This is a genomic window from Microlunatus capsulatus (assembly GCF_017876495.1).
Taxonomy (GTDB): Bacteria; Actinomycetota; Actinomycetes; order Propionibacteriales; family Propionibacteriaceae; genus Microlunatus; species Microlunatus capsulatus.
The window spans coordinates 3,402,224-3,423,358 of the sequence record NZ_JAGIOB010000001.1; the positions used below are offsets into that span (position 1 = coordinate 3,402,224).

Annotated in this window: 23 protein-coding genes; 17 read left to right on the forward strand and 6 right to left on the reverse strand. The window is 75.4% G+C overall.

Annotation, left to right across the window (positions count from 1 at the left end; translation table 11 throughout):
• Positions 1-3 precede the first annotated feature (3 nt).
• Together mshB and JOF54_RS15730 are read left to right on the forward strand one after the other, a co-directional pair.
• Positions 4-924 (forward strand): N-acetyl-1-D-myo-inositol-2-amino-2-deoxy-alpha-D-glucopyranoside deacetylase, encoded by a 921-nt coding sequence (gene mshB / locus JOF54_RS15725; protein WP_307804247.1) that lies wholly within the window; start codon positions 4-6, stop codon positions 922-924.
• A 93-nt stretch (positions 925-1,017) separates the two neighbouring features.
• On the forward strand, positions 1,018-2,886 hold the full coding sequence (locus JOF54_RS15730) for a VanW family protein (protein ID WP_210057537.1): 1,869 nt from the start codon (positions 1,018-1,020) through the stop codon (positions 2,884-2,886).
• Between the two features lie 149 nt (positions 2,887-3,035).
• On the opposite strand, the gene JOF54_RS15735 is transcribed toward JOF54_RS15730, so the two are convergent.
• Positions 3,036-3,992: a GNAT family N-acetyltransferase gene (locus JOF54_RS15735; protein WP_210057539.1), complete on the reverse strand. Its 957-nt coding sequence runs from the start codon at positions 3,990-3,992 to the stop codon at positions 3,036-3,038.
• Positions 3,993-4,140: 148 nt separating this feature from the next.
• On the opposite strand from JOF54_RS15735, the gene fdxA reads away from it, so the two are divergent.
• Together fdxA and dapC are read left to right on the forward strand one after the other, a co-directional pair.
• Positions 4,141-4,467 (forward strand): ferredoxin, encoded by a 327-nt coding sequence (gene fdxA, locus JOF54_RS15740; RefSeq protein WP_210057541.1) that lies wholly within the window; start codon positions 4,141-4,143, stop codon positions 4,465-4,467.
• Positions 4,468-4,522: 55 nt separating this feature from the next.
• Positions 4,523-5,614 (forward strand): succinyldiaminopimelate transaminase, encoded by a 1,092-nt coding sequence (gene dapC / locus JOF54_RS15745; protein ID WP_210057543.1) that lies wholly within the window; start codon positions 4,523-4,525, stop codon positions 5,612-5,614.
• Positions 5,615-5,629: 15 nt separating this feature from the next.
• On the opposite strand, the gene JOF54_RS15750 is transcribed toward dapC, so the two are convergent.
• Together JOF54_RS15750 and dapD are read right to left on the reverse strand one after the other, a co-directional pair.
• Positions 5,630-6,490, reverse strand: a complete 861-nt coding sequence (locus JOF54_RS15750) for a hypothetical protein (RefSeq protein ID WP_210057546.1) — start codon at positions 6,488-6,490, stop codon at positions 5,630-5,632.
• Between the two features lie 2 nt (positions 6,491-6,492).
• A complete protein-coding gene (dapD, locus tag JOF54_RS15755; RefSeq protein WP_210057548.1) occupies positions 6,493-7,437 on the reverse strand; it encodes a 2,3,4,5-tetrahydropyridine-2,6-dicarboxylate N-succinyltransferase in 945 nt (314 codons plus the stop codon).
• 65 nt (positions 7,438-7,502) lie between these two features.
• On the opposite strand from dapD, the gene dapE reads away from it, so the two are divergent.
• From dapE to JOF54_RS15780, 5 genes are all read left to right on the forward strand, one after another.
• A complete protein-coding gene (dapE, locus tag JOF54_RS15760; RefSeq protein ID WP_210057549.1) occupies positions 7,503-8,576 on the forward strand; it encodes a succinyl-diaminopimelate desuccinylase in 1,074 nt (357 codons plus the stop codon).
• An 86-nt stretch (positions 8,577-8,662) separates the two neighbouring features.
• Entirely contained in the window at positions 8,663-9,376 is a 714-nt protein-coding gene (locus tag JOF54_RS15765; protein WP_210059616.1) for an LOG family protein, read from the forward strand.
• Between the two features lie 39 nt (positions 9,377-9,415).
• The gene (locus tag JOF54_RS15770) at positions 9,416-9,772 is read left to right on the forward strand and encodes a DivIVA domain-containing protein (RefSeq protein WP_210057551.1); all 357 of its coding nucleotides are present in this window, start codon (positions 9,416-9,418) and stop codon (positions 9,770-9,772) included.
• Entirely contained in the window at positions 9,769-10,251 is a 483-nt protein-coding gene (locus tag JOF54_RS15775) for an SRPBCC family protein (RefSeq protein ID WP_210057553.1), read from the forward strand. Before JOF54_RS15770 ends, JOF54_RS15775 begins: the two co-directional genes overlap by 4 nt.
• The gene (locus tag JOF54_RS15780) at positions 10,248-10,814 is read left to right on the forward strand and encodes a DNA-3-methyladenine glycosylase I (RefSeq protein WP_210057555.1); all 567 of its coding nucleotides are present in this window, start codon (positions 10,248-10,250) and stop codon (positions 10,812-10,814) included. The genes JOF54_RS15775 and JOF54_RS15780 overlap by 4 nt, the downstream gene beginning before the upstream one ends.
• A gap of 3 nt (positions 10,815-10,817) precedes the next feature.
• Here JOF54_RS15780 and JOF54_RS15785 read toward each other — a convergent pair whose 3' ends face one another.
• Positions 10,818-11,612, reverse strand: a complete 795-nt coding sequence (locus tag JOF54_RS15785) for an enoyl-CoA hydratase/isomerase family protein (RefSeq protein WP_210057558.1) — start codon at positions 11,610-11,612, stop codon at positions 10,818-10,820.
• 127 nt (positions 11,613-11,739) lie between these two features.
• On the opposite strand from JOF54_RS15785, the gene JOF54_RS15790 reads away from it, so the two are divergent.
• The gene (locus JOF54_RS15790) at positions 11,740-11,907 is read left to right on the forward strand and encodes a DUF3117 domain-containing protein (RefSeq protein WP_091410491.1); all 168 of its coding nucleotides are present in this window, start codon (positions 11,740-11,742) and stop codon (positions 11,905-11,907) included.
• 270 nt (positions 11,908-12,177) lie between these two features.
• Here JOF54_RS15790 and glgA read toward each other — a convergent pair whose 3' ends face one another.
• A complete protein-coding gene (glgA, locus tag JOF54_RS15795; RefSeq protein ID WP_210059617.1) occupies positions 12,178-13,356 on the reverse strand; it encodes a glycogen synthase in 1,179 nt (392 codons plus the stop codon).
• A gap of 134 nt (positions 13,357-13,490) precedes the next feature.
• On the opposite strand from glgA, the gene glgC reads away from it, so the two are divergent.
• Positions 13,491-14,717, forward strand: coding sequence for a glucose-1-phosphate adenylyltransferase (gene glgC / locus JOF54_RS15800; RefSeq protein ID WP_210057559.1), 1,227 nt, complete (start codon positions 13,491-13,493; stop codon positions 14,715-14,717).
• 150 nt (positions 14,718-14,867) lie between these two features.
• Here glgC and JOF54_RS15805 read toward each other — a convergent pair whose 3' ends face one another.
• Positions 14,868-15,527: an O-methyltransferase gene (locus JOF54_RS15805; protein WP_210057561.1), complete on the reverse strand. Its 660-nt coding sequence runs from the start codon at positions 15,525-15,527 to the stop codon at positions 14,868-14,870.
• A gap of 86 nt (positions 15,528-15,613) precedes the next feature.
• Here JOF54_RS15805 and JOF54_RS15810 point away from each other — a divergent pair, with 86 nt between their 5' ends.
• The 6 genes from JOF54_RS15810 (at position 15,614) to JOF54_RS15835 (ending at position 21,128) form a co-directional block, all read left to right on the forward strand.
• Positions 15,614-15,841 (forward strand): biotin/lipoyl-binding carrier protein, encoded by a 228-nt coding sequence (locus JOF54_RS15810; RefSeq protein ID WP_210057563.1) that lies wholly within the window; start codon positions 15,614-15,616, stop codon positions 15,839-15,841.
• Positions 15,842-15,886: 45 nt separating this feature from the next.
• A complete protein-coding gene (gene dapA, locus JOF54_RS15815; protein ID WP_210057565.1) occupies positions 15,887-16,771 on the forward strand; it encodes a 4-hydroxy-tetrahydrodipicolinate synthase in 885 nt (294 codons plus the stop codon).
• A gap of 176 nt (positions 16,772-16,947) precedes the next feature.
• On the forward strand, positions 16,948-17,637 hold the full coding sequence (gene sigE / locus JOF54_RS15820; RefSeq protein WP_210057567.1) for an RNA polymerase sigma factor SigE: 690 nt from the start codon (positions 16,948-16,950) through the stop codon (positions 17,635-17,637).
• Complete coding sequence (locus JOF54_RS15825) at positions 17,634-19,142, forward strand: zf-HC2 domain-containing protein (protein ID WP_210057569.1); 1,509 nt, start codon at positions 17,634-17,636, stop codon at positions 19,140-19,142. Before sigE ends, JOF54_RS15825 begins: the two co-directional genes overlap by 4 nt.
• A gap of 4 nt (positions 19,143-19,146) precedes the next feature.
• Complete coding sequence (locus tag JOF54_RS15830) at positions 19,147-20,697, forward strand: trypsin-like peptidase domain-containing protein (protein ID WP_245358155.1); 1,551 nt, start codon at positions 19,147-19,149, stop codon at positions 20,695-20,697.
• A gap of 2 nt (positions 20,698-20,699) precedes the next feature.
• The gene (locus JOF54_RS15835) at positions 20,700-21,128 is read left to right on the forward strand and encodes a sec-independent translocase (protein WP_210057571.1); all 429 of its coding nucleotides are present in this window, start codon (positions 20,700-20,702) and stop codon (positions 21,126-21,128) included.
• Positions 21,129-21,135: the final 7 nt, after the last annotated feature.

Genomic DNA, 21,135 nt, shown 5'->3' on the forward strand with positions numbered 1-21,135 from the left:
GCCGTGACTGCGACCGCGACGGCGGACCGGCGGCTGATGCTGGTCCACGCCCACCCCGACGACGAGACCATCGGCAACGGGGTCACCATGGCCCGCTACGCCGCCGAGGGGGCCGGCGTCACCCTGGTGACCTGCACCCTGGGCGAGGAGGGCGAGGTCCTCGTCCCCGCGCTGGAGCACCTGGGGGCCGAGCACGACGACAACCTCGGGCCGACGCGGCTCGAGGAGCTCGAGAAGGCCATGGCCGCGCTCGGGATCACCGACTTCGTGCGGCTCGGCGGCGACTACCGCTTCCGCGACTCCGGGATGGCCTACGACGACCAGCGCCGCGCCGTCGCCCGCGACGTGCTCCGCGACGGCATCTTCTGGACCGCCGACCTGCTCGAGGCGACGAACGAGCTGGTGCCGCTGATCCGCGACCGGCGCCCGCATGTGCTGGTCACCTACGACGAGAACGGCGCCTACGGCCACCCCGACCACGTCCAGGCGCACCGGGTCGCGATGTACGGCTACGTGCTCGCCGGCATCCCCTCCTACCGGCCCGACCTGGGCGAGGCCTGGTCCGTGCCGCGGGTGCTGTGGAACACGATGAGCCGCACCCGGCTGCGCGAGGCCGTCGCCAAGCTGCGGGCGGCCGGGGACACCGAGAGCTTCGCCGACTGGGGCCTGGAGCCCGACGACGCGCCCACCGGTCCCGAGGACGAGGGCATCGCGGCCGAGATCACCAGCCCGGAGCACGTCGACGCGAAGCTCGCGGCGATGCGCGCCCACGCCACCCAGATCACCGAGGACGGGCCCTTCTTCGCCGGGACCGCGGTGCTCGGCCACGCGATGTGGGCCACCGAGGACTACCGGTTCGTGGCCGGCACGCCGTTCCCCGCGGCCGACGGCCCCGCCGACGACCTGTTCGCCGGCCTGGTCTGAGGCCGCAAGGGCGCTGCTCGTGAGGGCGGGCGCGGTCACCCCGCTCACGTAGGATGCGGGTCGCCCGCCCGCCGACCGACCCGAGGTAGACCCGTGAGCAGCCCCACGCCCGACGACACGAGCCCCGACCCGACGACGATCCGCCCGGCCACGGCCGGACCCGGGGGCGCCGGCGCGGACGTCCCGTCGGCGGCCGAGACCACCCTCGTCCGCAGCCCCGGCGGCGTCCCCCTCGAGGACGGCGCGGGCACCGGGACCACCGGAGGCCGGGGTCGCGGCCGGCGCACCGGGCTGCTCGTGCTCGGCGGCCTGGCCGCTCTCGTGCTGGTGCTCTACGTGGTCGGCTACCTCGTGACCGGGGACAAGCTGCCCCGCGACGCCTCCGTCTCCGGGGTCGCCGTCGGCGGCCTCAGCACCAGCGCCGCGGCCGAGCGGCTGAGCGCCGAGCTCGGACCCCGGGCCGCGGAGCCGGTCGCCCTGCGCGCCGGCGACCGGGAGGCCGAGCTCGACCCGGCGGAGGCCGGGCTGTCCCTCGACGTCGACGCGAGCCTGGACGCCGCCGGCGGGGGTCGCAGCCTCGACCCGCGGGCGATCTGGCGCGTGCTGACGGGCGGGTCCCCGACCGCCGCCGTCCCGGCCGTCGACGAGGCCGCCCTCACCGCGGCCGTCGCCGCCGTGGCCGACGACCTGGACCGCGAGCCGACGAACGCCGGGCTCGCCTACGACGGCACCGACGTCGAGCTGACGAAGGCCGCCGAGGGTCTGGCCGTCGACCGGGAGCAGGCCGCCGAGGCCGTCCGCGACGGCTACCTCGGGGACGCGCCCGTCGAGCTGCCGGCGGCGACGAGCGCCCCGCTGGTCACCACGGCGGAGGCGGAGCAGGTGCGCGAGGAGTACGCCGAGCCGGCGGTGTCGGGCCCGGTCCGCGTCGACGCGGGCGGGGCCGGGTCCTTCCGGGTCACCCCGGCGATGATCGCGGCGGCGCTGACCTTCGCCGAGCGCGACGGCGCCCTGGTCCCCGCCCTCGACGCGGCCGCGCTGCGCAAGGCGGCCGACGACGCCGTCGACGAGGTCGAGCTGGACGAGCCGCGCGACGCCACCGTCAAGATCTCCGGCGGCAAGCCGGTGGTCGTGCCGGCCGTCGACGGCACCACGGTCAGCGCGAAGGCCCTCGCCGCCGCCGTCGAGCCGGCCCTGACGAAGTCCGGCGACGAGCGGACCGCCGAGGTCGAGCTCGGCGGGGAGAAGGCCGACTTCACGACCGAGGACGCGGAGGAGCTGGGCATCACGGAGGTGACGGGGGAGTACACGACCTACTTCCCCTACGCCGAGTACCGCAACGTCAACATCGGCCGGGCCGCCGAGCTCATCAACGGCACGGTGCTGAAGCCCGGCGAGACGTTCTCCCTCAACCGCGTGGTCGGCGAGCGCACCGCCGAGAACGGCTTCACCGAGGGCTTCATCATCTCCGGCGGCAAGTTCAAGCGCGAGCTCGGCGGCGGGGTGTCCCAGAGCGCGACGACCACCTACAACGCGATGTTCTTCGCCGGGCTGAAGGACGTCGAGCACCAGCCGCACACCCTCTACATCGACCGCTACCCGCCGGGCCGCGAGGCGACGGTGGCGTGGCCGAACCTCGACCTGCGGTTCACCAACGACACGAAGTACGGGGTGCTGGTGCAGGCGAGCACGGTCAAGGCCACCGGCAGCAGCCGCGGCTCGATCACCGTGAAGATGTGGTCGACGAAGACCTGGGACAAGGTGGAGTCGACGACGCCGGCGAAGTCGAACTACACCACCGGCCGCGACATCACCGACGACTCGCCCTCCTGCGAGCCGCAGGCCCCGGCCCAGGGCTTCGACGTCAGCTACAGCCGGCTGTTCTACCGCGACGGCGAGGTCGCCAAGCGGCAGAACTTCTCCTGGCGCTACGGCCCCACCGACCGGATCAGCTGCGGCTGACGCCCCGGCTCGCCTGGCTGGAACCCCGCTCCCTGATCCAGCCCGCCCCGCTCCCTGAGCCCGTCGAAGGGCGCGGTGCCGAGTTCCGCTCCCTGAGCCTGTCGAAGGGCCTTCGACGAGCTCAGGCGGCGGTGGTGAGCGCGAGTCCCTCACCCCGGCGGGGCGAGGTAGCGGTAGCTGTGGTGCTGCCGGAACCCCAGCCGGGCGTAGGCGGCGTGGGCGTCGGCGTTCTCCGCGGCGACCTGCAGGTAGGCGTAGCGGGCGCCGTGCCGCGCGGCCCAGTGCCCCAGCCGGCCCAGTACCGCGGTGGCCAGGCCCTGACGGCGGTGCTCGGGCCGGGTCCACAGCGCGGCGCAGCCCAGCCACGCACCGCTGAGGTGGCCGCGGCCGATGGCGGTGGGCCGGTCGGGGTCGCCCGTCGAGCCGAAGGCGCGGGGCGGGTGGCCGGCCAGCACCAGCCGGACCAGGCCCGGGTCGGCGTCGGTCGGCCGGCTCTCGGCGTACGCGTCCCACCAGCCCACCTCGAGGTCGAGGCTGACCCGGGCCCGGGGGTCGGGCGGCGTCGTGCCCAGCAGGTCGGCCAGCCGGACGGCGAGCACGTCGGTGGGCACGTAGGCGTCGACCCAGCCCAGCGCCCGCAGCGCGGCCTCGGGCTCGCCGCCGTCGACGACCGAGGCGAGCGGGTCGATCCCGTGCGCGGCGGCGTGCGCCACCACGGCCCGTGCGGCCTCCGCGACGGGCACCCCGGGGTCGCCGACGGCGTGCGCGCTGTTCGCCCGGCCGGTGAAGCCGCCGCCGGCGCGCAGCGTCCACTCCCCGAGGGGCTCGGCCAGGGCCAGCCAGCCGGGGACGGCGAGGTGCTCCAGCTCGTCGGAGCCGGTCCGCTCCGGCGGCGGTCCGCCGGCGGCCGCGGGGGCGCGGCGGGCCAGCAGCACGGTCGAGCGGTCGACGACGTGCACCCGGCCGTCCGCGGTCCCGAGGTGCACGTGGCCCGGGGCGAGGCGGTCGACCCAGCCCGTCACGTCGGTCGCGGAGCCGTCGGGCAGCCGGTGCCGGACCACCCAGCGCTGGCCGGGGGCGGCGGGGGTCAGCGGGTCGGCGGGCATCGGGTCCGTTCCGTAGGTCAGCCTCAGTGGAGGGCGTGCGCCCGGGGAGGCGATACTAGGCGGGCGCGACCGGTCCGCCGGAGCGCCCGCGCCAGATCCCGGGTCCCGGCCCGGCCCGCACACCCCGGAACGAAAGAGGAGTGACCTCGTGACGTACGTCATCGCCCAGCCCTGCGTGGACCTGAAGGACCGGGCCTGCGTCGAGGAGTGTCCTGTCGACTGCATCTACGAGGGCAAGCGGATGCTCTACATCCACCCGGACGAGTGCGTGGACTGCGGCGCGTGCGAGCCCGTCTGCCCGGTCGAGGCGATCTTCTACGAGGACGACACGCCCGAGGAGTGGAAGCCCTACTACAACGCCAACGTCGAGTTCTTCGACGACCTCGGCTCGCCGGGCGGCGCCGCCAAGATGGGCGTCGTCGACAAGGACCACCCGCTGGTCGCCGCGCTGCCGCCGCAGGAGCACGACGAGTGACGGCTGCCCCCGCAGCGGCGGCCACCCGGCCCGGGCGTCGGGCCGGAGCGACGTCGTGAGCCTCGCGGCCGGGCTGCCCGACTTCCCCTGGGACACCCTGGCCGCGGCCAAGGCCCGTGCCGCCGCGCACCCGGGTGGTCTCGTCGACCTCTCGGTCGGCACCCCCGTCGACCCGACGCCGGAGCTGGGCCGCCGCGCCCTCGCGGCGTCCGCCGACAGCCCGGGCTACCCGCAGACGGCGGGCACGCCGGAGCTGCGGCAGGCGATGGCCGACTACCTCGCCCGGCGCTGGGGCGCCGCGGTGCCGCCGGCCGCCACCCTGCCCGTGATCGGCACCAAGGAGCTCGTCGCCTGGCTGCCCACCCTGCTGGGGCTCGGGCCCGACGACCTCGTCGTGCTGCCCTCGACGGCGTACCCGACCTACCTCGTCGGCGCCCGCATCGCGGGCTGCCGCACCCTCGCCGTCGACGACCCGGCCGAGCTCGGCGACGAGCGGCCCGCCCTGGTCTGGCTCAACTCCCCGTCCAACCCGACGGGGGAGGTGCTCGCGCCCGCGGTGCTCGCCGCCCGGGTGGCCTGGGCCCGCGAGCGCGGCGCGCTGGTCGCCTCCGACGAGTGCTACGGCGAGTTCGGCTGGGAGGCCGAGCCGGTCTCGGTGCTGCACCCCGACGTCAGCGGCGGCGACCACCGCGGCCTGCTGGCCCTGCACTCGCTGTCCAAGCGCTCCAACCTCGCCGGCTACCGGGCCGGCTTCGTCGCAGGGGACCCGGCCGTGGTCGCCGAGCTGCTGGCCGTCCGCAAGCACGCCGGGATGATCGTGCCGCGGCCCGTGCAGGACGCGATGGCCGCCCTGCTGGCCGACGACGAGCACGTCGTGCAGCAGCGCGCCCGCTACGCCGCCCGGCGCCAGGTGCTCCGGCCCGCGCTCGAGGCGGCCGGCTTCCGCGTGGAGCACTCCGAGGCCGGGCTCTACCTGTGGGCCACCCGCGACGAGGACGGCCGGGCGTCGGTCGAGCTGCTCGCCGACCACGGGGTCCTCGCGGCCCCCGGTGACTTCTACGGCGAGGCGGCCGCCCGGCACGTGCGGGTCGCCCTGACCGCGACCGACGAGCGCGTCGCCGCAGCCGCCGCGCGGCTGCTGGGCTGAGCCCGGTCCTGCCGCTCAGCGCACGGTGATGGTGACCGTGCGCGGGCGCTCGGCGGGGCTGGCCGCGTCGGCCCAGGTGGGCAGGTCCGGCCCGCCCGTCCGCCAGACGCGGCCGAGCGTCTCCACCTGCACCACGCCGAACGTCGAGGCGTTCGCCACCGCGTGCGCCGCGCTGGCCCAGGCCAGGGCGTCGCTGCGGGCCTCGACGGTGACCACGGCGCCGTCCCGGGCCGGCTGCACGCGGCGGCCCAGCGTCCGGCCGAGCGAGGCCGCCAGGCCCTCCGCGTCGCCGTCGGCGTCCTGCCGCTCGAGGCAGCTGAACGCGGCGGCCGACTGCCCGGTCAGCGCGCTGGCCAGCACCCGGCCGTCGGCCTCGTGGTCGCGGTAGGCCTCGGGGTAGCCGCTGCGCTGGACCGCCTGGGCGACGTCGTTGATGTCGCCGCTCTCCCAGCCGTCGACCTTCACCAGCGCGTCGTAGAACTTGCCGGTGGCGTAGTAGGGGTCCTGCAGCTCCTCGACCGAGCCCCAGCCCTGCGACGGCCGCTGCTGGAACAGCCCCACCGAGTCGCGGTCTCCGTAGTCGAGGTTGCGGATGCCCGTCTCCTGGTAGACGGTCGCCATCGCGATGGAGGCGGCGCGCGGGGCCAGCCCGCGCCGCACGGACAGGCCGACGATGATCGCCGTCAGCCGGGCCTGCTCCAGGTCGAGCGCGACGGAGCGCTCGCCCGCCGTGGCCACGCAGCGCTGCCGCTGCGGGACGGGGGACACGGTGCCGCGGTCGCGCAGCAGGTTCACCCCGGCCACGGCGGCGCCGACCAGCAGCACCACGGCGACGACGAGGCAGCCCACCCCGAGGGGCGTCGGTCGGGTCGCCACGCTCAGTTCGCGTGCAGGGCCTGGTTCAGCTCCACCCCGACGCCCTGGCGACGCCGGACCTCGACGGCCCCGGTGACGGAGTTGCGCAGCAGCAGCAGGTTGGGCTGCCCCGACAGGGTGCGCGCCTTGACGACCTCGCCGTCGGGCAGCGTCACCTTGGTGCCCGCGGTGACGTAGAGACCGGCCTCGACGACGCAGTCGTCGCCCAGCGCGATCCCGATGCCCGCGTTGGCGCCGATCAGGCAGCGCTCGCCCAGGCTCACCACCTCGGTGCCGCCCCCGGAGAGCGTGCCCATGATCGAGGCGCCGCCGCCGACGTCGGAGTCCGCGCCGACGACGACCCCGGCCGAGATCCGGCCCTCCACCATCGAGGTGCCCAGCGTGCCGGCGTTGTAGTTGACGAAGCCCTCGTGCATGACGGTTGTGCCGGCGGCGAGGTGCGCGCCCAGCCGGACGCGGTCGGCGTCGGCGACCCGGACGCCGGCGGGCAGCACGTAGTCGACCATCCGCGGGAACTTGTCGACACCCAGCACGGTGACGTGCCCGTGCCGGGCGCGCAGGCCCGCCCGGACCGTCTCGAAGCCCTCGACGGCGCAGGGCCCGGCGCTGGTCCAGACGACGTTGGGCAGCAGGCCGAACACGCCGGTGAGGTCGATGCTGCGCGGGGCGACCAGCCGGTGGCTGAGCAGGTGCAGGCGGAGGTAGACGTCGGCGGTGCTCACCGGCGGGGCGTCGAGGTCGATGACGACCCGGACCACCTCGGTGCGGGTGCCGCGGACGGCGTCCTCGGCCTCGGCCGACGTCAGCGACGCCGGGGCCTCCTCGGCGCCCGGGGCGCCCAGCGCGGGGGCGGGGAACCAGGTGTCCAGCACCTGGCCGGAGGAGTGGACGGTGGCCAGTCCCCAGCCCCAGGCGGGGCGGGAGGGGGCAGCGGCGGCGTCGGTCATGGCGGGAAGCGTACCGGGGGCGGCTGGCACGACCCGAGCCCGCGACCTGCCGCTAGGGTGCCGGGGTGGCTACCCCCCTGGACCTCGAGGGCGACGTCGTCGACCTCCTCCGCCGGCTGGTCGACGTCCCCTCGGTCAGCGGTGACGAGCGAGCGGTCGCCGACCTCGTCGAGGAGGCGCTCACCGCCTACCCGCACCTGCACGTCACCCGGACCGGCGACGTGGTGGTCGCGCGCACCGAGCTGGGCCGGGCCGAGCGGGTCGTCGTCGCCGGCCACCTGGACACCGTCCCGATCGCCGGGAACGTGCCCTCGCGGGTGACCGAGGAGGACGGCCGGACGCTGGTCTGGGGGCGCGGGGCCTGCGACATGAAGGGCGGCGTCGCCGCGCAGCTCGCCGCCGCCGCCGTCCTCACCGCCCCCGGCCGCGACGTCACCTGGATCTTCTACGACAACGAGGAGGTCGAGGAGAGCAAGAACGGGCTGAACCGCCTGGCTGCGGAGCACCCCGAGCACCTCGACGGCGTCTTCGCGGTGCTGGGCGAGCCGTCCAACGCCCGGATCGAGGGCGGCTGCCAGGGGACGATGCGGGTCGTCGTCGAGCTGACCGGCGTGGCCGCGCACTCCGCGCGCTCGTGGAAGGGCCACAACGCCGTCCACGACGCCGGGCCCGTGCTGCAGGCCCTCGCCGCGCACCAGGCGCAGGAGGTCGTCGTCGACGGCCTCACCTACCGCGAGGGCCTGAACGCCGTGGGCATCCGCGGCGGGATCGCCGGCAACGTCATCCCCGACCGCTGCGAGGTCGAGGTGAACTACCGCTTCGCTCCCGACAAGTCCCCGGAGCAGGCGGAGGCCTACGTCCGGCAGGTGCTCGACGGCTTCCCCGTCCGGGTCACCGACGTGGCCCCGGGCGCCCGGCCCGGCCTCGACCAGCCGGCCGCCGCGGAGTTCCTGGCCGCCGTGGGCGGCAAGCCCAGCGCCAAGTTCGGCTGGACCGACGTCGCCCGCTTCAGCGCCCGCGGGGTGCCGGCGGTCAACTTCGGCCCGGGCGACCCCAGCAAGGCCCACGCCGACGACGAGTTCTGCCCCGGCGACGAGGTCGTCACCTGCCGCGACGCCCTGGTCCGCTGGCTCTCCTGACGACGGGCGCACGCACCGGCGGGTGCCGGCGCGCGGCCGCGGTGCGCGCCTAGGCTGGCGGCGTGCTGAACGAGCGAGAGCGCTACATGCAGGGGCCCGTGCTGCGGGCGGGTGAGCAGGTGCCCGACACCACGACCGACCAGAGGCTGCTGGACAGCCGGGGGCCGGTCAACTGGGTGCACACCGACCCCTGGCGCGTGCTGCGCATCCAGTCCGAGTTCGTCGAGGGCTTCGGCACCCTGGCCGAGCTGGGTCCCGCCGTCGCCGTCTTCGGCTCCGCCCGGACGTCGGTGGACGACCCCAGCTACGCCGCCGCCGAGCAGCTCGGACGCCGGCTCGCCGAGGCCGGGCTGGCCGTCATCACCGGGGGCGGCCCCGGGATCATGGAGGCGGCCAACAAGGGCGCCGCCGCGGCGGGCGGGGTGTCGGTGGGCCTCGGCATCGAGCTGCCCTTCGAGTCCGGGCTCAACGCCCACGTCAACCTCGGCATCAACTTCCGCTACTTCTTCGCGCGGAAGACCATGTTCGTCAAGTACGCCCAGGGCTTCGTGGTGATGCCGGGCGGCTTCGGCACCCTCGACGAGCTGTTCGAGGCCCTCACCCTGGTGCAGACCCAGAAGGTCACCTCGTTCCCGGTCGTGCTGTTCGGCTCGGCCTACTGGCAGGGCCTGCTCGACTGGTTCCGCGACACCGCGCTGCCGCACGGCTCGGTCGGCCAGCGCGACCTCGACCTGCTGCAGCTCACCGACGACCTCGACGAGGCCGTCGCGCTGGTCTCGGCGGGCCGCGCCGACGGCTGACCGGCCGGGGCGCTCGGCCCCGTCTGGCACGATCAGCGCATGGAGTGGATCATCGCCGTGGTCGCCGTCGCGGCCCTGGGGATCGCGGCGGTGGCGGCGGCAGGAGGCGTGGGCGAGATGAGCAGGGAACCGGTCGAGGACGTCTACCGCCAGCAGCTGCCGGAGGGCCCGCTGAGCGCCGACGACGTCCGCGGCGCCCGCTTCGGCACCGCGCTGCGCGGCTACGCGATGGGTCAGGTGGACGAGCTGCTGGAGCGGCTCGCCGCCGAGATCGCCGAGCGCGACGCCCGGATCGCCGCGCTGACCGGTGAGCCGCCCGAGGAGACCTGGGCCGTCGTCCCGGCCGAGCCCGAGCACCGCGAGGACCACGGACCGCGCGCCGACGGCCCGGCGTGAGCACCCGGCTGGAGGTCGCCACGACCGTCGACGCGAGCCTGGACCGCGTCTGGGACGAGCTCGTCGACTGGCACGGCCAGGCGCGCTGGATCCCGCTGACCACGCTCCGGGTGCGCAGCCCGCACGACACGGGCCTCGGCGTCCGGATCGCCGCCCTCTCGGGCTTCTGGCTGGGCCGGCTCCCGCTGGGGCTGCTCGACAACTTCGTCGTCACCGGCTGGACCCCGCCCGCCGACGGCCACGCCGAGCTCGAGGTGCTGCACCTCGGCCCCTACTTCACCGGCGAGGGCGTCTTCCACCTGCACGGGGACGCGACCCGGACCGAGGTCTCGGCCGTCGAGCTGTTCACCGTCCCCGGCGGGCCGCTGCCGAACCGGCTGGCCCGGCTGGTCCTGCCGCTGATGCGGGTCGGGTTCCGGCAGAGCCTGCGCCAGCTCGCCGCGGTCGCCGAGGCCCCCAGGGCGGAGCCCGCCGGGTGAGCGTGCTGCCGGGACCCGACGGCCGGCCGCGCTGCCCCTGGGCCCTCGGCACCCCCGACTACCTCGCCTACCACGACGACGAGTGGGGCCGCCCGGTCACGAGCGTCAGCGGCCTCTACGAGCGGCTGACCCTGGAGGCATTCCAGTCGGGCTTGGCCTGGATCACCATCCTGCGCAAGCGCGAGGGGTTCCGCCGCGCCTTCGCCGGGTTCGACCCCGCCGTCGTCGCCGGCTTCGGCGACGACGACGTCGAGCGGCTGATGGCCGACGCCGGGATCGTCCGGAACCGGCTGAAGATCGAGGCGGCGATCGCCAACGCCCGCGTCGTCGACGGGCTGGGGCAGGAGTTCGCCGACCTGGTGCTGGGCTTCCGCCAGCCGCCCCGGCCCCGCCCCACCGCCGACCAGGTGCCCGCCACCACGCCCGCGTCGGTCGCGCTGGCCAAGGCGCTCAAGGCCCGGGGCGTCCGCTTCGTCGGACCGACGACGGCCTACGCGCTGATGCAGGCGGTCGGACTGGTCGACGACCACCTCGAAGGGTGCTGCGTCGTCCTCGACGGCTGAGCCTCAGCTGCCCGTGAAGGTCGGGGTCTGCTTGGCCAGGAAGGCGTCGACGGCGGCCCGGTGGTCCTGCGAGGCGCCGGTCCGGCGCATCCCCTCGGCCTCCACCTCCAGCGCCGCCGCCAGCGGCCGGCCCGCGGCCTCCGCGACGGCCCGCCGCATGGCCGCGAACGCCAGGGTCGGCCCCGACGCCAGCCGGGCCGCCAGCGCGGCCACGTGCGCGGCGAACGCGTCGTCCGGCACCACCTCGGTGGCCAGCCCCAGCGCCAGCGCCTCCTCGGCGTCGACCCGGCGGCCGGTGTACATCAGCTCCAGCGCCCGGGTCGGCCCCACCAGGCGGGGGAGCGTCCAGGACGCCCCCGTGTCGCAGCTCAGCCCGATGCCCGCGAACGCCAGCGAGAAGCTGGCCGACGCCGCCAGCACCCGGACGTCGGCCAGGAAGGCGAGCGAGGCGCCCGCCCCCGCGGCCACGCCGTTGACCGCGGCCACCACCGGCTTGTCCAGCCCGTGCAGGGCCAGCGCGATCGGGTTGTAGTGCTCGGGCACGGTCCGCCAGACGTCCTCGGGGGAGCCCGTGGCCAGCCCGGCGACGTGCTCGCGCAGGTCCTGCCCGACGCAGAAGGCGCGCCCGGTGCCGGTCAGCACGACGCACCGGACCCCCGGCTCGGCGCCCAGCTCGGCCAGCCCCGCCAGCAGCGCCGTCTTCGTCTCCAGGTCCAGCGCGTTCAGCGCCGCCGGCCGGTCGAAGGTGAGGGTGCCGACGCCGTCGGACACCCCGAGCCGCAGGCCGGAGGTCGTCATGGCCGCACTGTAACGGTCCAGTTCGCACCCCTCCGGCGGGCAGCGCGTGCAGCCCCGACGCGGCGGGAACGGCGGCGATGCGGAATAATCATCCCAAACGCCGGATCACGACAGACAAGGATGCGCGATGGCTGCAATGAAGCCGCGGACTGGTGACGGCCCCATGGAGGTCACCAAAGAAGGACGGGGGATCGTCATGCGTGTGCCGCTGGAAGGTGGCGGCCGGCTCGTCGTGGAGCTCAACGCGGGCGAGGCGCAGGAGCTCGCCGGAGCGCTCAAGGAAGTGGTCGGATAGGCCAACCCCGCGGGCTGACGCCCGTGACGGACAAGACCCAAAGACCCCGCTGCCACGGCAGCGGGGTTTTTGTGTTGTGGTAACTGTCTTGTCTGTCCTCGCTCCGCTCGGACGCGGACGGGGCCCTGGTCCGCTGCCGTCGTCGTCGTGGGTGGACGAAGAGCGTGTCCACCCACTCCTCCTCCGTTCAGCGGCGCCCCGTCCGGTGCGGGTCTGGTTCGTCGGCCGCGCCTGCTCCTGCCGTGCTCGTGGCGCGTCGGGCGCCTCACCTCAACCGTGGACGCGTAGGGCCTCGCGGTAGACGTCGACGGTCTGGCCGGCGATCTTGGCCCAGCTGAACTCGTCGATGCAGCGCTGGCGGCCGGCCTTGCCGAAGGCGGTGGCCGTGGTCGGGTCGGCGGTGAGGGCGTTGATGCGCTCGGCGAGGGAGGCCTCGAAGTCGGCGACGAAGGCGGGGTCGGCGGCCTGGGCCGGGTCGTAGGGGACCAGGTAGCCGGTCTCGCCGTCGACGACGACCTCGGGGATGCCGCCGACGGCCGAGGCGACGACGGCGGTCTCGCAGGCCATCGCCTCCAGGTTGACGATGCCCAGGGGCTCGTAGACCGAGGGGCAGGCGAAGACGGTGGCGTGGCTGAGCACCTGGCGGACCGAGGCCCGGGGGAGCATCTCCTGCACCCAGATGACGTTCCCGCGCGCGCTCTGGAGGTGGGCGAAGGCCTCGTCGAACTCCCGGGCGATCTCGGGGGTGTCGGGGGCACCCGCCAGCAGCACCAGCTGGGTGTCGGGGTCCAGCTGCTCGGCGGCGCGGACGAGGTGGACCAGCCCCTTCTGCCGGGTGATCCGGCCGACGAAGACCACCGACGGGCGGTCGAGGTCGACGCCCAGGCCGGTGACGACGTCGGTGCCCGGGTCCGGGGCGAACTCGTCGGTGTCGATCCCGTTCTTGACCACGTGCACCTTGGCCGGGTCGAGGTCGGTGTAGGACTCCAGGACCCCGGTCCGCATCCCGTTGCTGACCGCGATCACCGCGTCGGCGCCCTCGAACGCGGTGCGCTCCGCCCACGACGACAGCTGGTAGCCGCCGCCCAGCTGCTCGGCCTTCCACGGCCGGTGCGGCTCGAGGGAGTGCGCGCTGACGACGTGCGGGATGCCGTGGAACAGCCCGGCCAGGTGCCCGGCCAGGTTGGCGTACCAGGTGTGGGAGTGCACGAGGTCGACCTCGGGGACGGCCGCCGCCATGGCCAGGTCGGCGCCGAAGACCCGCAGCGCGGCGTTGGCCCCCGGCGGGTAGTTCTCGGGGTGCGCGGTGGCGCCCTCGCGGGGCTCGCCCATGCACTGCACGTCGACGTCCACCAGCGCCCGCAGCTGCGGCACCAGCTGGGCGACGTGCACGCCGGCCCCGCCGTAGATCGTCGGCGGGTACTCCCGGGTCAGCAGGGAGATGGACAACCGGTCGGCGCTGGCGGGAGTCATGGAGCGCATCGTCGCACAGCCCCCCGGCGCGACGTCAGGTGCGCGGGCGCCGGGCCGCCCGGTCGGGGGCCCCTTGTCGCTGTTCGCGGCGACACCCTAGGGTTCGGCCCATGGCAGCGCGTGCGAAGGTGCTCTCGATCGTCCTGGCCGGTGGAGAAGGGAAGCGGCTGATGCCGCTGACGATGGACCGGGCCAAGCCCGCGGTCCCGTTCGGCGGCACCTACCGCCTGATCGACTACGTCCTGTCCAACCTCGTCAACGCGGGGATGCGCCAGATCGCCGTCCTCACCCAGTACAAGTCGCACTCCCTCGACCGCCACATCTCCCTCACCTGGCGGATGTCGACCCTGCTGGGCAACTACGTCACCCCCGTCCCCGCCCAGCAGCGGCTGGGCCCGCGCTGGTACCAGGGCAGCGCCGACGCGATCTTCCAGTCGATGAACCTCATCAACGACGAGCGCCCCGACTACGTCGTCGTCTTCGGCGCCGACAACATCTACCGGATGGACGTCGAGCAGATGCTCGACGCGCACATCGCCGGCGGCCTCGGCTGCACCGTGGCGGCCATCCGCGTCCCGCGCAGCCAGGCCAGCGACTTCGGCGTCATCGACGCGGGCGCCGACGCCAAGATCGACCAGTTCCTCGAGAAGCCGGCCGACCCGCCCGGCCTGCCCGACGACCCGGAGTCGTCGTTCGCCTCGATGGGCAACTACATCTTCTCGACCCAGGCCCTCATCGACGCCCTGACCACCGACGCCGCGTCGGAGACCTCGCGCCACGACATGGGCGGCGACATCATCCCCGCCTTCGTGGCCGGCGGCGACGCCCAGGTCTACGACTTCTCGAGCAACGAGGTGGCCGGCTCGACCGACCGCGACCGCGCCTACTGGCGCGACGTCGGGACGATCGACGCCTACCACGAGGCCCACATGGACCTCGTCTCGGTCGACCCGGTCTTCAACCTCTACAACATGGACTGGCCGATCTCGACCTACCCGGTGCAGATGCCCGGCGCGAAGTTCACGCTGCGCGGCCTGGCGCTGGACTCCGTCGTCAGCCCCGGCTGCATCATCTCGGGCGGGTCGATCGAGAGCTCGGTGCTCTCGCCCAACGTCCGGGTGCTCGAGAGCTCGAAGGTCGACCGCTCGGTGCTGCTGAGCAGCGTCCGGATCGGCAAGAAGGCGGTCGTCCGCAACGCCATCCTCGACAAGAACGTCGTCGTCGCCGACGGCGCCAAGATCGGCGTCGACCGCCAGGCCGACCTCGACCGCGGCTTCACCATCTCCGACGGCGGGATCACCGTCGTCGGCAAGGGCGTCAAGGTCGAGAAGAGCTGACGCCGGCCCGCCCGCTGGTGGGCTGAGCTGGAACCCGCTGCGCGAGCTCGACCCCCGCTGCCTGAGCCTGTCGAAGGCCCTTCGACAGGCTCAGGGCGCGGGGACGGCTCAGGGCGCGGTGGGAGCGGGTGACAGCTCCGAGCGCGTCGGTCAGCGCTTGGCGGCGACCAGCAGCCCGTCGCCGACGGGCAGCAGGGTGGTGACGAGGTCCTCGTGGTCGCGGATCAGCTCCAGCGCCGCGCGGACCGACTCGGTCTCCTCGTCGTTCTGGGCCGGGTCGGCGGTCCGGTCGCCCAGCAGGGCGCCGTCGAGGGCGATGAGCCCGCCGTGGCGCAGCAGCCGGATGCCCTGTTCGACGTACTCGGGGTACTCCATCGGGTCGCCGTCGACGAAGACCAGGTCGTAGGCGCCGTCGCTGAGCCGCGGCAGCACGTTCAGTGCGTCACCGCTGATCAGCCGGAAGCGCTGGGTGGGGATGCCGACCGAGAGGAAGGCCTTGCGCGCGGCCTGCTGGTGCGCGGGCTCGGTGTCGACGCTGGTGAGGATGCCGTCGGGCTGCATGCCCGCGAACAGGGCCAGGCCCGAGACGCCGGCGCCCGTGCCGATCTCCACCACGGCGCGGGCCTGCACGGCGCGCGCGAGGAAGGTCAGCGTGGCGGCCGAGCCGCGGCCGACCGACGTGATGCCCAGCGGCACGGCGCTCTCGCGGGCGGCCGCCGCGGCCTCGGGCTCGGCCACGAAGTCCTCGGCGTAGGCCCAGGTCGCCGGCTTCGGGGCAGTCTTGGGGGAGGTCTTGCCTGACGCGGTCACGGGGGTCACCCTATCGACATCGCGCCGGTGCCCGGCCCCGCCGCCGGCCGGTCCTGACGAGGCGTCGCTCACCCTACGATGGCGCCATGAGCCATACCGTCGTCGCCGAGCTGGTGGCCGCCGTCATGAAGGTGGAGGTCGCCGTCGGCCAGCGGGTCACCGCTGAGGACCCGGTGGTCATCCTCGAGTCCATGAAGATGGAGATCCCGGTGCTCGCCGAGGTGGCCGGCACGGTGGCGGAGGTGGTCGTCGCGGCCGGCGACGTGGTCAACGACGGCGACCCGCTGGTCGTCATCACCCCCGACGGGCGCTGAGCGCCCTGCCGCTCACCGGGGACCGCTGACCCTAGGATGAGCCCCATGCCCACGCCGCCGTTCGGCCGTCTGCTGACCGCGATGGTGACGCCCTTCGCCGAGGACGGGGCGCTGGACCTGGACGCGGCCGCCGCGCTCGCGGTGCACCTGGTCGACGAGCAGGGCCACGACGGGCTGGTGCTGAGCGGTACGACGGGGGAGTCCCCGACCACCACCGACGCCGAGAAGGCCGCGCTGCTGCGCGTCGTCCTCGACGCCGTCGGCGACCGGGCCGCGGTGCTCACCGGCGTCGGGACCTTCTCCACCGCGCACACCCTCGAGCTGGCCCGGCAGGCCGCCGACGGCGGGGCGCACGGGCTGCTCGTCGTCACCCCCTACTACTCCCGGCCCCCGCAGGCGGGCGTGCTCGCGCACTTCCGCGCGGTCGCCGACGCCACCGACGTCCCGGTGATGGTCTACGACCACCCCGGCCGCGCCGCCCTGCCGCTGGCCCGCGACACCCTGCTCCGGCTGGCCGAGCACCCCCGCGTCGTCGCGGTCAAGGACGCCACCGGCGACCCCGTCGCCACCTCGGCGGTCATCGCGGCCACCGACCTCGCCTACTACTCCGGCGACGACCCGATGACCCTCCCGCTGCTCGCGGTCGGGGCCGTGGGCGTCGTCGGGACCTCGACCCACTTCAGCGGTCCGGGCACCAAGGCGATGGTCGAGGCCTACCTCGCCGGCGACGTCGCCGGGGCCCTCGCCCTGCACCGCCGGCTGCTGCCGATCTACACCGGCGTCTTCGCCACCCAGGGCGTCATCCTGGTCAAGGCGGGCCTGGCCCTGCGGGGCCGCCCGGTCGGCGGGGTGCGGGCACCCCTGGTGGACGCGACGGCTGAGGAGACCGCTGCGCTCGGCCGCGCGCTCGTGGCCGCCGGCCTCGCCTGAGCGGACCGCCCGAGCCCGGCGTCGGGGAACGTCCGGCGCCCCGCCGGCGTTCAAGCCCCGGGGAGGTGGGACAGGTGCACAGGTCGTTCACAGGCTTCGGCCAGCGCTCTGCCAGGAACGCTCGCCAGACTGAGGGCCCGACAGCTGGCCCCGGCGGCCAGGAGGAGGTCCTCTCCATGACGCAGTGGCCCGCGCCCGACCCGGGTCAGTGGCAGCCGCCCGTCGACGCGGCCCCCGCGGCCGACGCCGAGGAGCCCGTCTGGACGCCGCCCACCTGGGAGGAGGTCGTCCGCGACCACAGCGCCCGGGTCTACCGGCTGGCCTACCGCCTCACCGGCAACGCGCACGACGCCGAGGACCTGACCCAGGACGTCTTCGTCCGCGTCTTCCGCTCCCTGCACCGCTTCCAGCCCGGCACCTTCGAGGGCTGGCTGCACCGGATCACCACCAACCTCTTCCTCGACGGCGCGCGCCGTCGGCAGAAGATCCGCTTCGACGGCATGGCCGACGGCTCCGAGGAGCGGCTGCCCAGCAGCTGGCCCACCCCGTCGGAGCAGCTGGCCGACGCCGACCTCGACCACGACGTCGCCGCCGCGCTGGCCGCGCTGTCGCCGGAGTTCCGGGCCGCCGTCGTGCTCTGCGACATCGAGGGCCTCAGCTACGAGGAGATCAGCGAGGTCCTCGACATCAAGATCGGCACCGTCCGCAGCCGCATCCACCGCGGCCGCTCCCAGCTGCGGGCCGCCCTGGCCCACCGCCGCCCCCTCGGCGAGGGCCGCTACCGCGGCGTCGAGGTGGAGAGCGGGGAGGCCGGTCGGCTGCGCGCGGACCGCCGCGGGCGGGCCGAGCCGGAGCGGGTCGGGTGAGCCCACCGCCGTGCCGGCCCCTGGCCGGTGACCGCTCGGCGCTCGTCGACGGCTCGCTGCCGCCCGGGCGGCGCGAGCGGCTGCTCGTCCACCTCGTGCACTGCACCCCCTGCCGCGACGACGTCGCCGAGCTGCGCCGCGTCCGCGAGGCCCTGCGCGGGCCCGCTGCCACCGAGGCGCCCCGCGAGCTCGCCGAGCGGCTGCTGAGGATCGCCGGCGAGGAGGCCCGGACGCCGCTGCGGGGCCAGCCCTCCCGCCGCACGCGCCCGGGCTCCCGGACCAGCCGTCGTCGACGCCGGCTGCGGGCCACCGCCGCCGCGGTCGCCGTCGGCACCACCGTCGTCGGGGCCGGCGCCCTGGGCTGGGCCGCGGCGCCCGCGGCCGCCCTCAGCGCCGTCGCCGACCCCGGCGTCCGCGCCCGCGCCGAGCTGGGGGCCACCCTCGCGCAGCTGCCGCTGGTCGATCCCGCCGTCGGGGCCGTGGTCGCCGCCGACCCCGCCGACCTCGACGGACCCGCCCCCGCCGCCGGCCGGCAGCCCGCGCTCCTCGGGGAGCGCCCGCTCGACCCCGTCTCCGCCGTCGCGGCCCTGCGCCGGGCCCTCACCGCCGGCGGGCAGGTGGGCTACCGCGGCGTGCAGGACGTCCGCACCACCAGCGCCACCGGCACGCTGGGCGCGGCCGTCGCCGTCCGCTCGGTGCCCGGGCAGGGCAGCACCGCCGAGGTGCGCGACGCCCTCGGCGCCGTCGTGGCCACCAGCACCGTCCCGCCCCCGGGACCCGGCCGGATGCCCGACGAGGGCGCCGTCGAGCTGCTGTCGACCCACTTCCGGCTGGGCGGCTGGGCCGACGGGCAGGCCGCGGGCCGTGCGGCCGCCGTCGTCCAGGCCAGCCGCGCCGACGGCTCGGTCGCCGCGCGCTGGTGGGTCGACGACGCCACCGGCCTGCTGCTGGCCCAGCAGACCTTCGACGCCGACGGCACCCTGCGGCTGTCCGCCGGGTTCGCGGTGCTCGAGGTGGGCACGTCGGCGCTCGACCAGCCCGCGGCCCCGACGACCCCGGTGGCCGCCGTGACCACGGCGGGCACCGCTCTCACGCTCTCCAACGCCCCCGTGCTGTCGCGCGCCGGCTGGGCCTGCGACGAGCGGCTGGCGGGCCTGGCCCTGGTGCGGCTGCGCTCCGACGGCGCGGCCGAGCCCGGGGCCGTGCACCTGGTCTACAGCGACGGCGTCTCCACCCTCACCGTCCACGAGCAGCGCGGCCTGCTGGCCGCGGGACCCGAGGGCTCGTCCTGGGACACCGGCCTGGGGGCCTGGACCCGCTCCGGCCCGTCCGCCCTGGCCAGCTGGCAGTCCGGCGACCGGGTGTTCACCGTGACCACCGACGGACCGGGCGCCCTGCTGGCCGCCGCTGTCGCCTCGTTGCCCCACGAGGCCCCGCGGGAGCGCACTACGATGGAGCGCATCCGCGAGGGCTGGGGAACGCTGCTGGCCGACACGAAGGGCTAGGTCATTGGGCGAGAACACCCCGCCGGGCAGCGGTTCCGGCGGAGCCGGGCCCGACGACCACGCGGGCCCCGACGACCACCCCGGGCCCGCACCGGCTGACCAGTCCCACCACCAGCCGGGCGCCGGGTCGCCCGACGACCAGTACTGGGCGCCGTTCGGCCGCCCGCCCGAGGACGCCCCGCCGGCCCCGCAGGGCGCGCCCACCCCGGTGGCCGACCCGTACGCCGCCCCCTCGTCCGACCCGCACGCCGACACCGCCCCGCTGTCGGTGGGGGCGTGGAGCCAGCCCGAGCCCTGGACCCCGCGCGGTCCGGGCTTCGACGCCCAGCCGCCCGCGGCGCCGTCGTGGGCGCCGCCCACCGCCCCCTACCCGCCGCCCGCCGCACCCCCCGGCGCGGGCTGGGCCGGCGGGTCGTCGTTCCCGCCGCCGGGCGGCTCGACCGCCCTGACCCGGCCGCAGCCGCGCCGGAGCCGGCTGGGACCGGTCGTCGCGCTCGCCGCCGTCACCGCCCTGCTCGTCGGCGGTGCCGCGGGCTACGGCGGCTCGCTGCTCGCGGGCCGGACGGTGGCCGAGCCCGCACCCGCCACCAGCGCGCCGTCGCCCGCCGACCCGGGCACCAGCGGCAGCGCCAGCCCCCTGCCCAGCCCGCCGGCGCAGGCCGACACCGTCGAGGTGGCCAAGCGGGTGCTGCCCGGCACGGTGATGATCCAGACCGGCAGCTCGACGGGCTCGGGCTTCGTGCTCGACACCGCCGGCCGGATCATGACCAACAACCACGTCGTCGCGGGCGCCGCGGACGGCGACCGGATCCGCGTGGTCTTCTCCGACGGCCGCCGGCAGAACGCCACGCTGGTCGGCCGCAGCCCGTCCTACGACCTCGCCGTGATCAAGGTCCGCGGCTCCCAGGACCTCGACCCGCTGCCCTTCGGCGACTCCGAGGCGATCGAGGTGGGCCAGCCGGTGGTCGCCGTCGGCGCCCCGCTGGGCCTGCCGGGCACCGTCACCCAGGGCATCGTCAGCGCCCAGGACCGGCCCGTCGTCGTCAACGCGGGCTCCGACGCCGACGCCCCGACGGCCTACATCAACGCCATCCAGACCGACGCCCCGATCAACCCCGGCAACTCCGGCGGTCCGCTCGTCGACGCCGCGGGCCGGGTGATCGGGGTCAACTCCGCGATCCTCACCCTGGGCTCCGGCCAGGGGCAGACCGGGAACATCGGCCTCGGCTTCGCCATCCCCGTCGACCAGGCCCGCCAGATCGGCCAGCAGCTGGTCGAGAAGGGCAAGGCCAGCTACCCCGTCATCGGGGCCACGGTGGCCGACTCGACGTCCGGGGTCCGGCTGCAGTCCGTCGAGGACGGCGGCCCGGCCGACGACGCCGGCCTGCGCGAGGGCGACGTCATCACCCGGGTCGACGACCAGCGGGTCCGCACCATGGAGGAGCTGATCGTCACGATCCGCACCCGACGGCCCGGCCAGGCGGTCGCGCTGGACTACACTCGCGGCTCGGCCGACCGGTCGGCCAGGGTCACGCTGGGCAGCAAGGAGGGGTGAGCATGGTGCCGATGCTGCTCGACGTCAACGGGCCCGAGTTCCTGCTGCTGCTGGTCATCGCGATCGTGCTGTTCGGCCCCGAGCGGCTGCCCGACCTGGCCCGCAAGGCGGCCCGCGTCGTGCAGTACGTCCGCACCATCGCCGGCACCGCCCAGGAGCAGCTCACCAAGGAGCTGGGGCCGGGCTTCGAGGACGTCGACATGCGCGACCTCAACCCGAAGGCCTTCATCCAGAAGCACCTGCTGGACGACGTCGACCCGATCGTCGCCGACGTGAAGGCCGAGATCAAGGGTGTCTCCGCCACCGTCAGCGGCGAGCCCGACGACGTCGCCGACGCCATCAACGGCGTCAAGGGCGAGGAGCCCGTGCTGGCCGGGGCGGCGGCGGGCGCGTCCCGCGTGCTCACCCCGTTCGACCCCGACGCCACCTGAGCCCCCG

Bases quoted from the DNA above. Each gene is read 5' to 3' on its own strand.
- JOF54_RS15810 (WP_210057563.1), top strand. From the start codon at position 15,614: ATGAGCCATACCGTCGTCGCCGAGCTGGTGGCCGCCGTCATGAAGGTG.
- JOF54_RS15735 (WP_210057539.1), bottom strand. From the start codon at position 3,992: ATGCCCGCCGACCCGCTGACCCCCGCCGCCCCCGGCCAGCGCTGGGTG.
- glgC (WP_210057559.1), top strand. From the start codon at position 13,491: ATGGCAGCGCGTGCGAAGGTGCTCTCGATCGTCCTGGCCGGTGGAGAA.
- JOF54_RS15790 (WP_091410491.1), top strand. From the start codon at position 11,740: ATGGCTGCAATGAAGCCGCGGACTGGTGACGGCCCCATGGAGGTCACC.
- JOF54_RS15835 (WP_210057571.1), top strand. From the start codon at position 20,700: ATGGTGCCGATGCTGCTCGACGTCAACGGGCCCGAGTTCCTGCTGCTG.
- JOF54_RS15770 (WP_210057551.1), top strand. From the start codon at position 9,416: ATGGAGTGGATCATCGCCGTGGTCGCCGTCGCGGCCCTGGGGATCGCG.
- dapA (WP_210057565.1), top strand. From the start codon at position 15,887: ATGCCCACGCCGCCGTTCGGCCGTCTGCTGACCGCGATGGTGACGCCC.
- JOF54_RS15785 (WP_210057558.1), bottom strand. From the start codon at position 11,612: ATGACGACCTCCGGCCTGCGGCTCGGGGTGTCCGACGGCGTCGGCACC.
- JOF54_RS15765 (WP_210059616.1), top strand. From the start codon at position 8,663: ATGCAGGGGCCCGTGCTGCGGGCGGGTGAGCAGGTGCCCGACACCACG.
- sigE (WP_210057567.1), top strand. From the start codon at position 16,948: ATGACGCAGTGGCCCGCGCCCGACCCGGGTCAGTGGCAGCCGCCCGTC.
- dapD (WP_210057548.1), bottom strand. From the start codon at position 7,437: ATGACCGACGCCGCCGCTGCCCCCTCCCGCCCCGCCTGGGGCTGGGGA.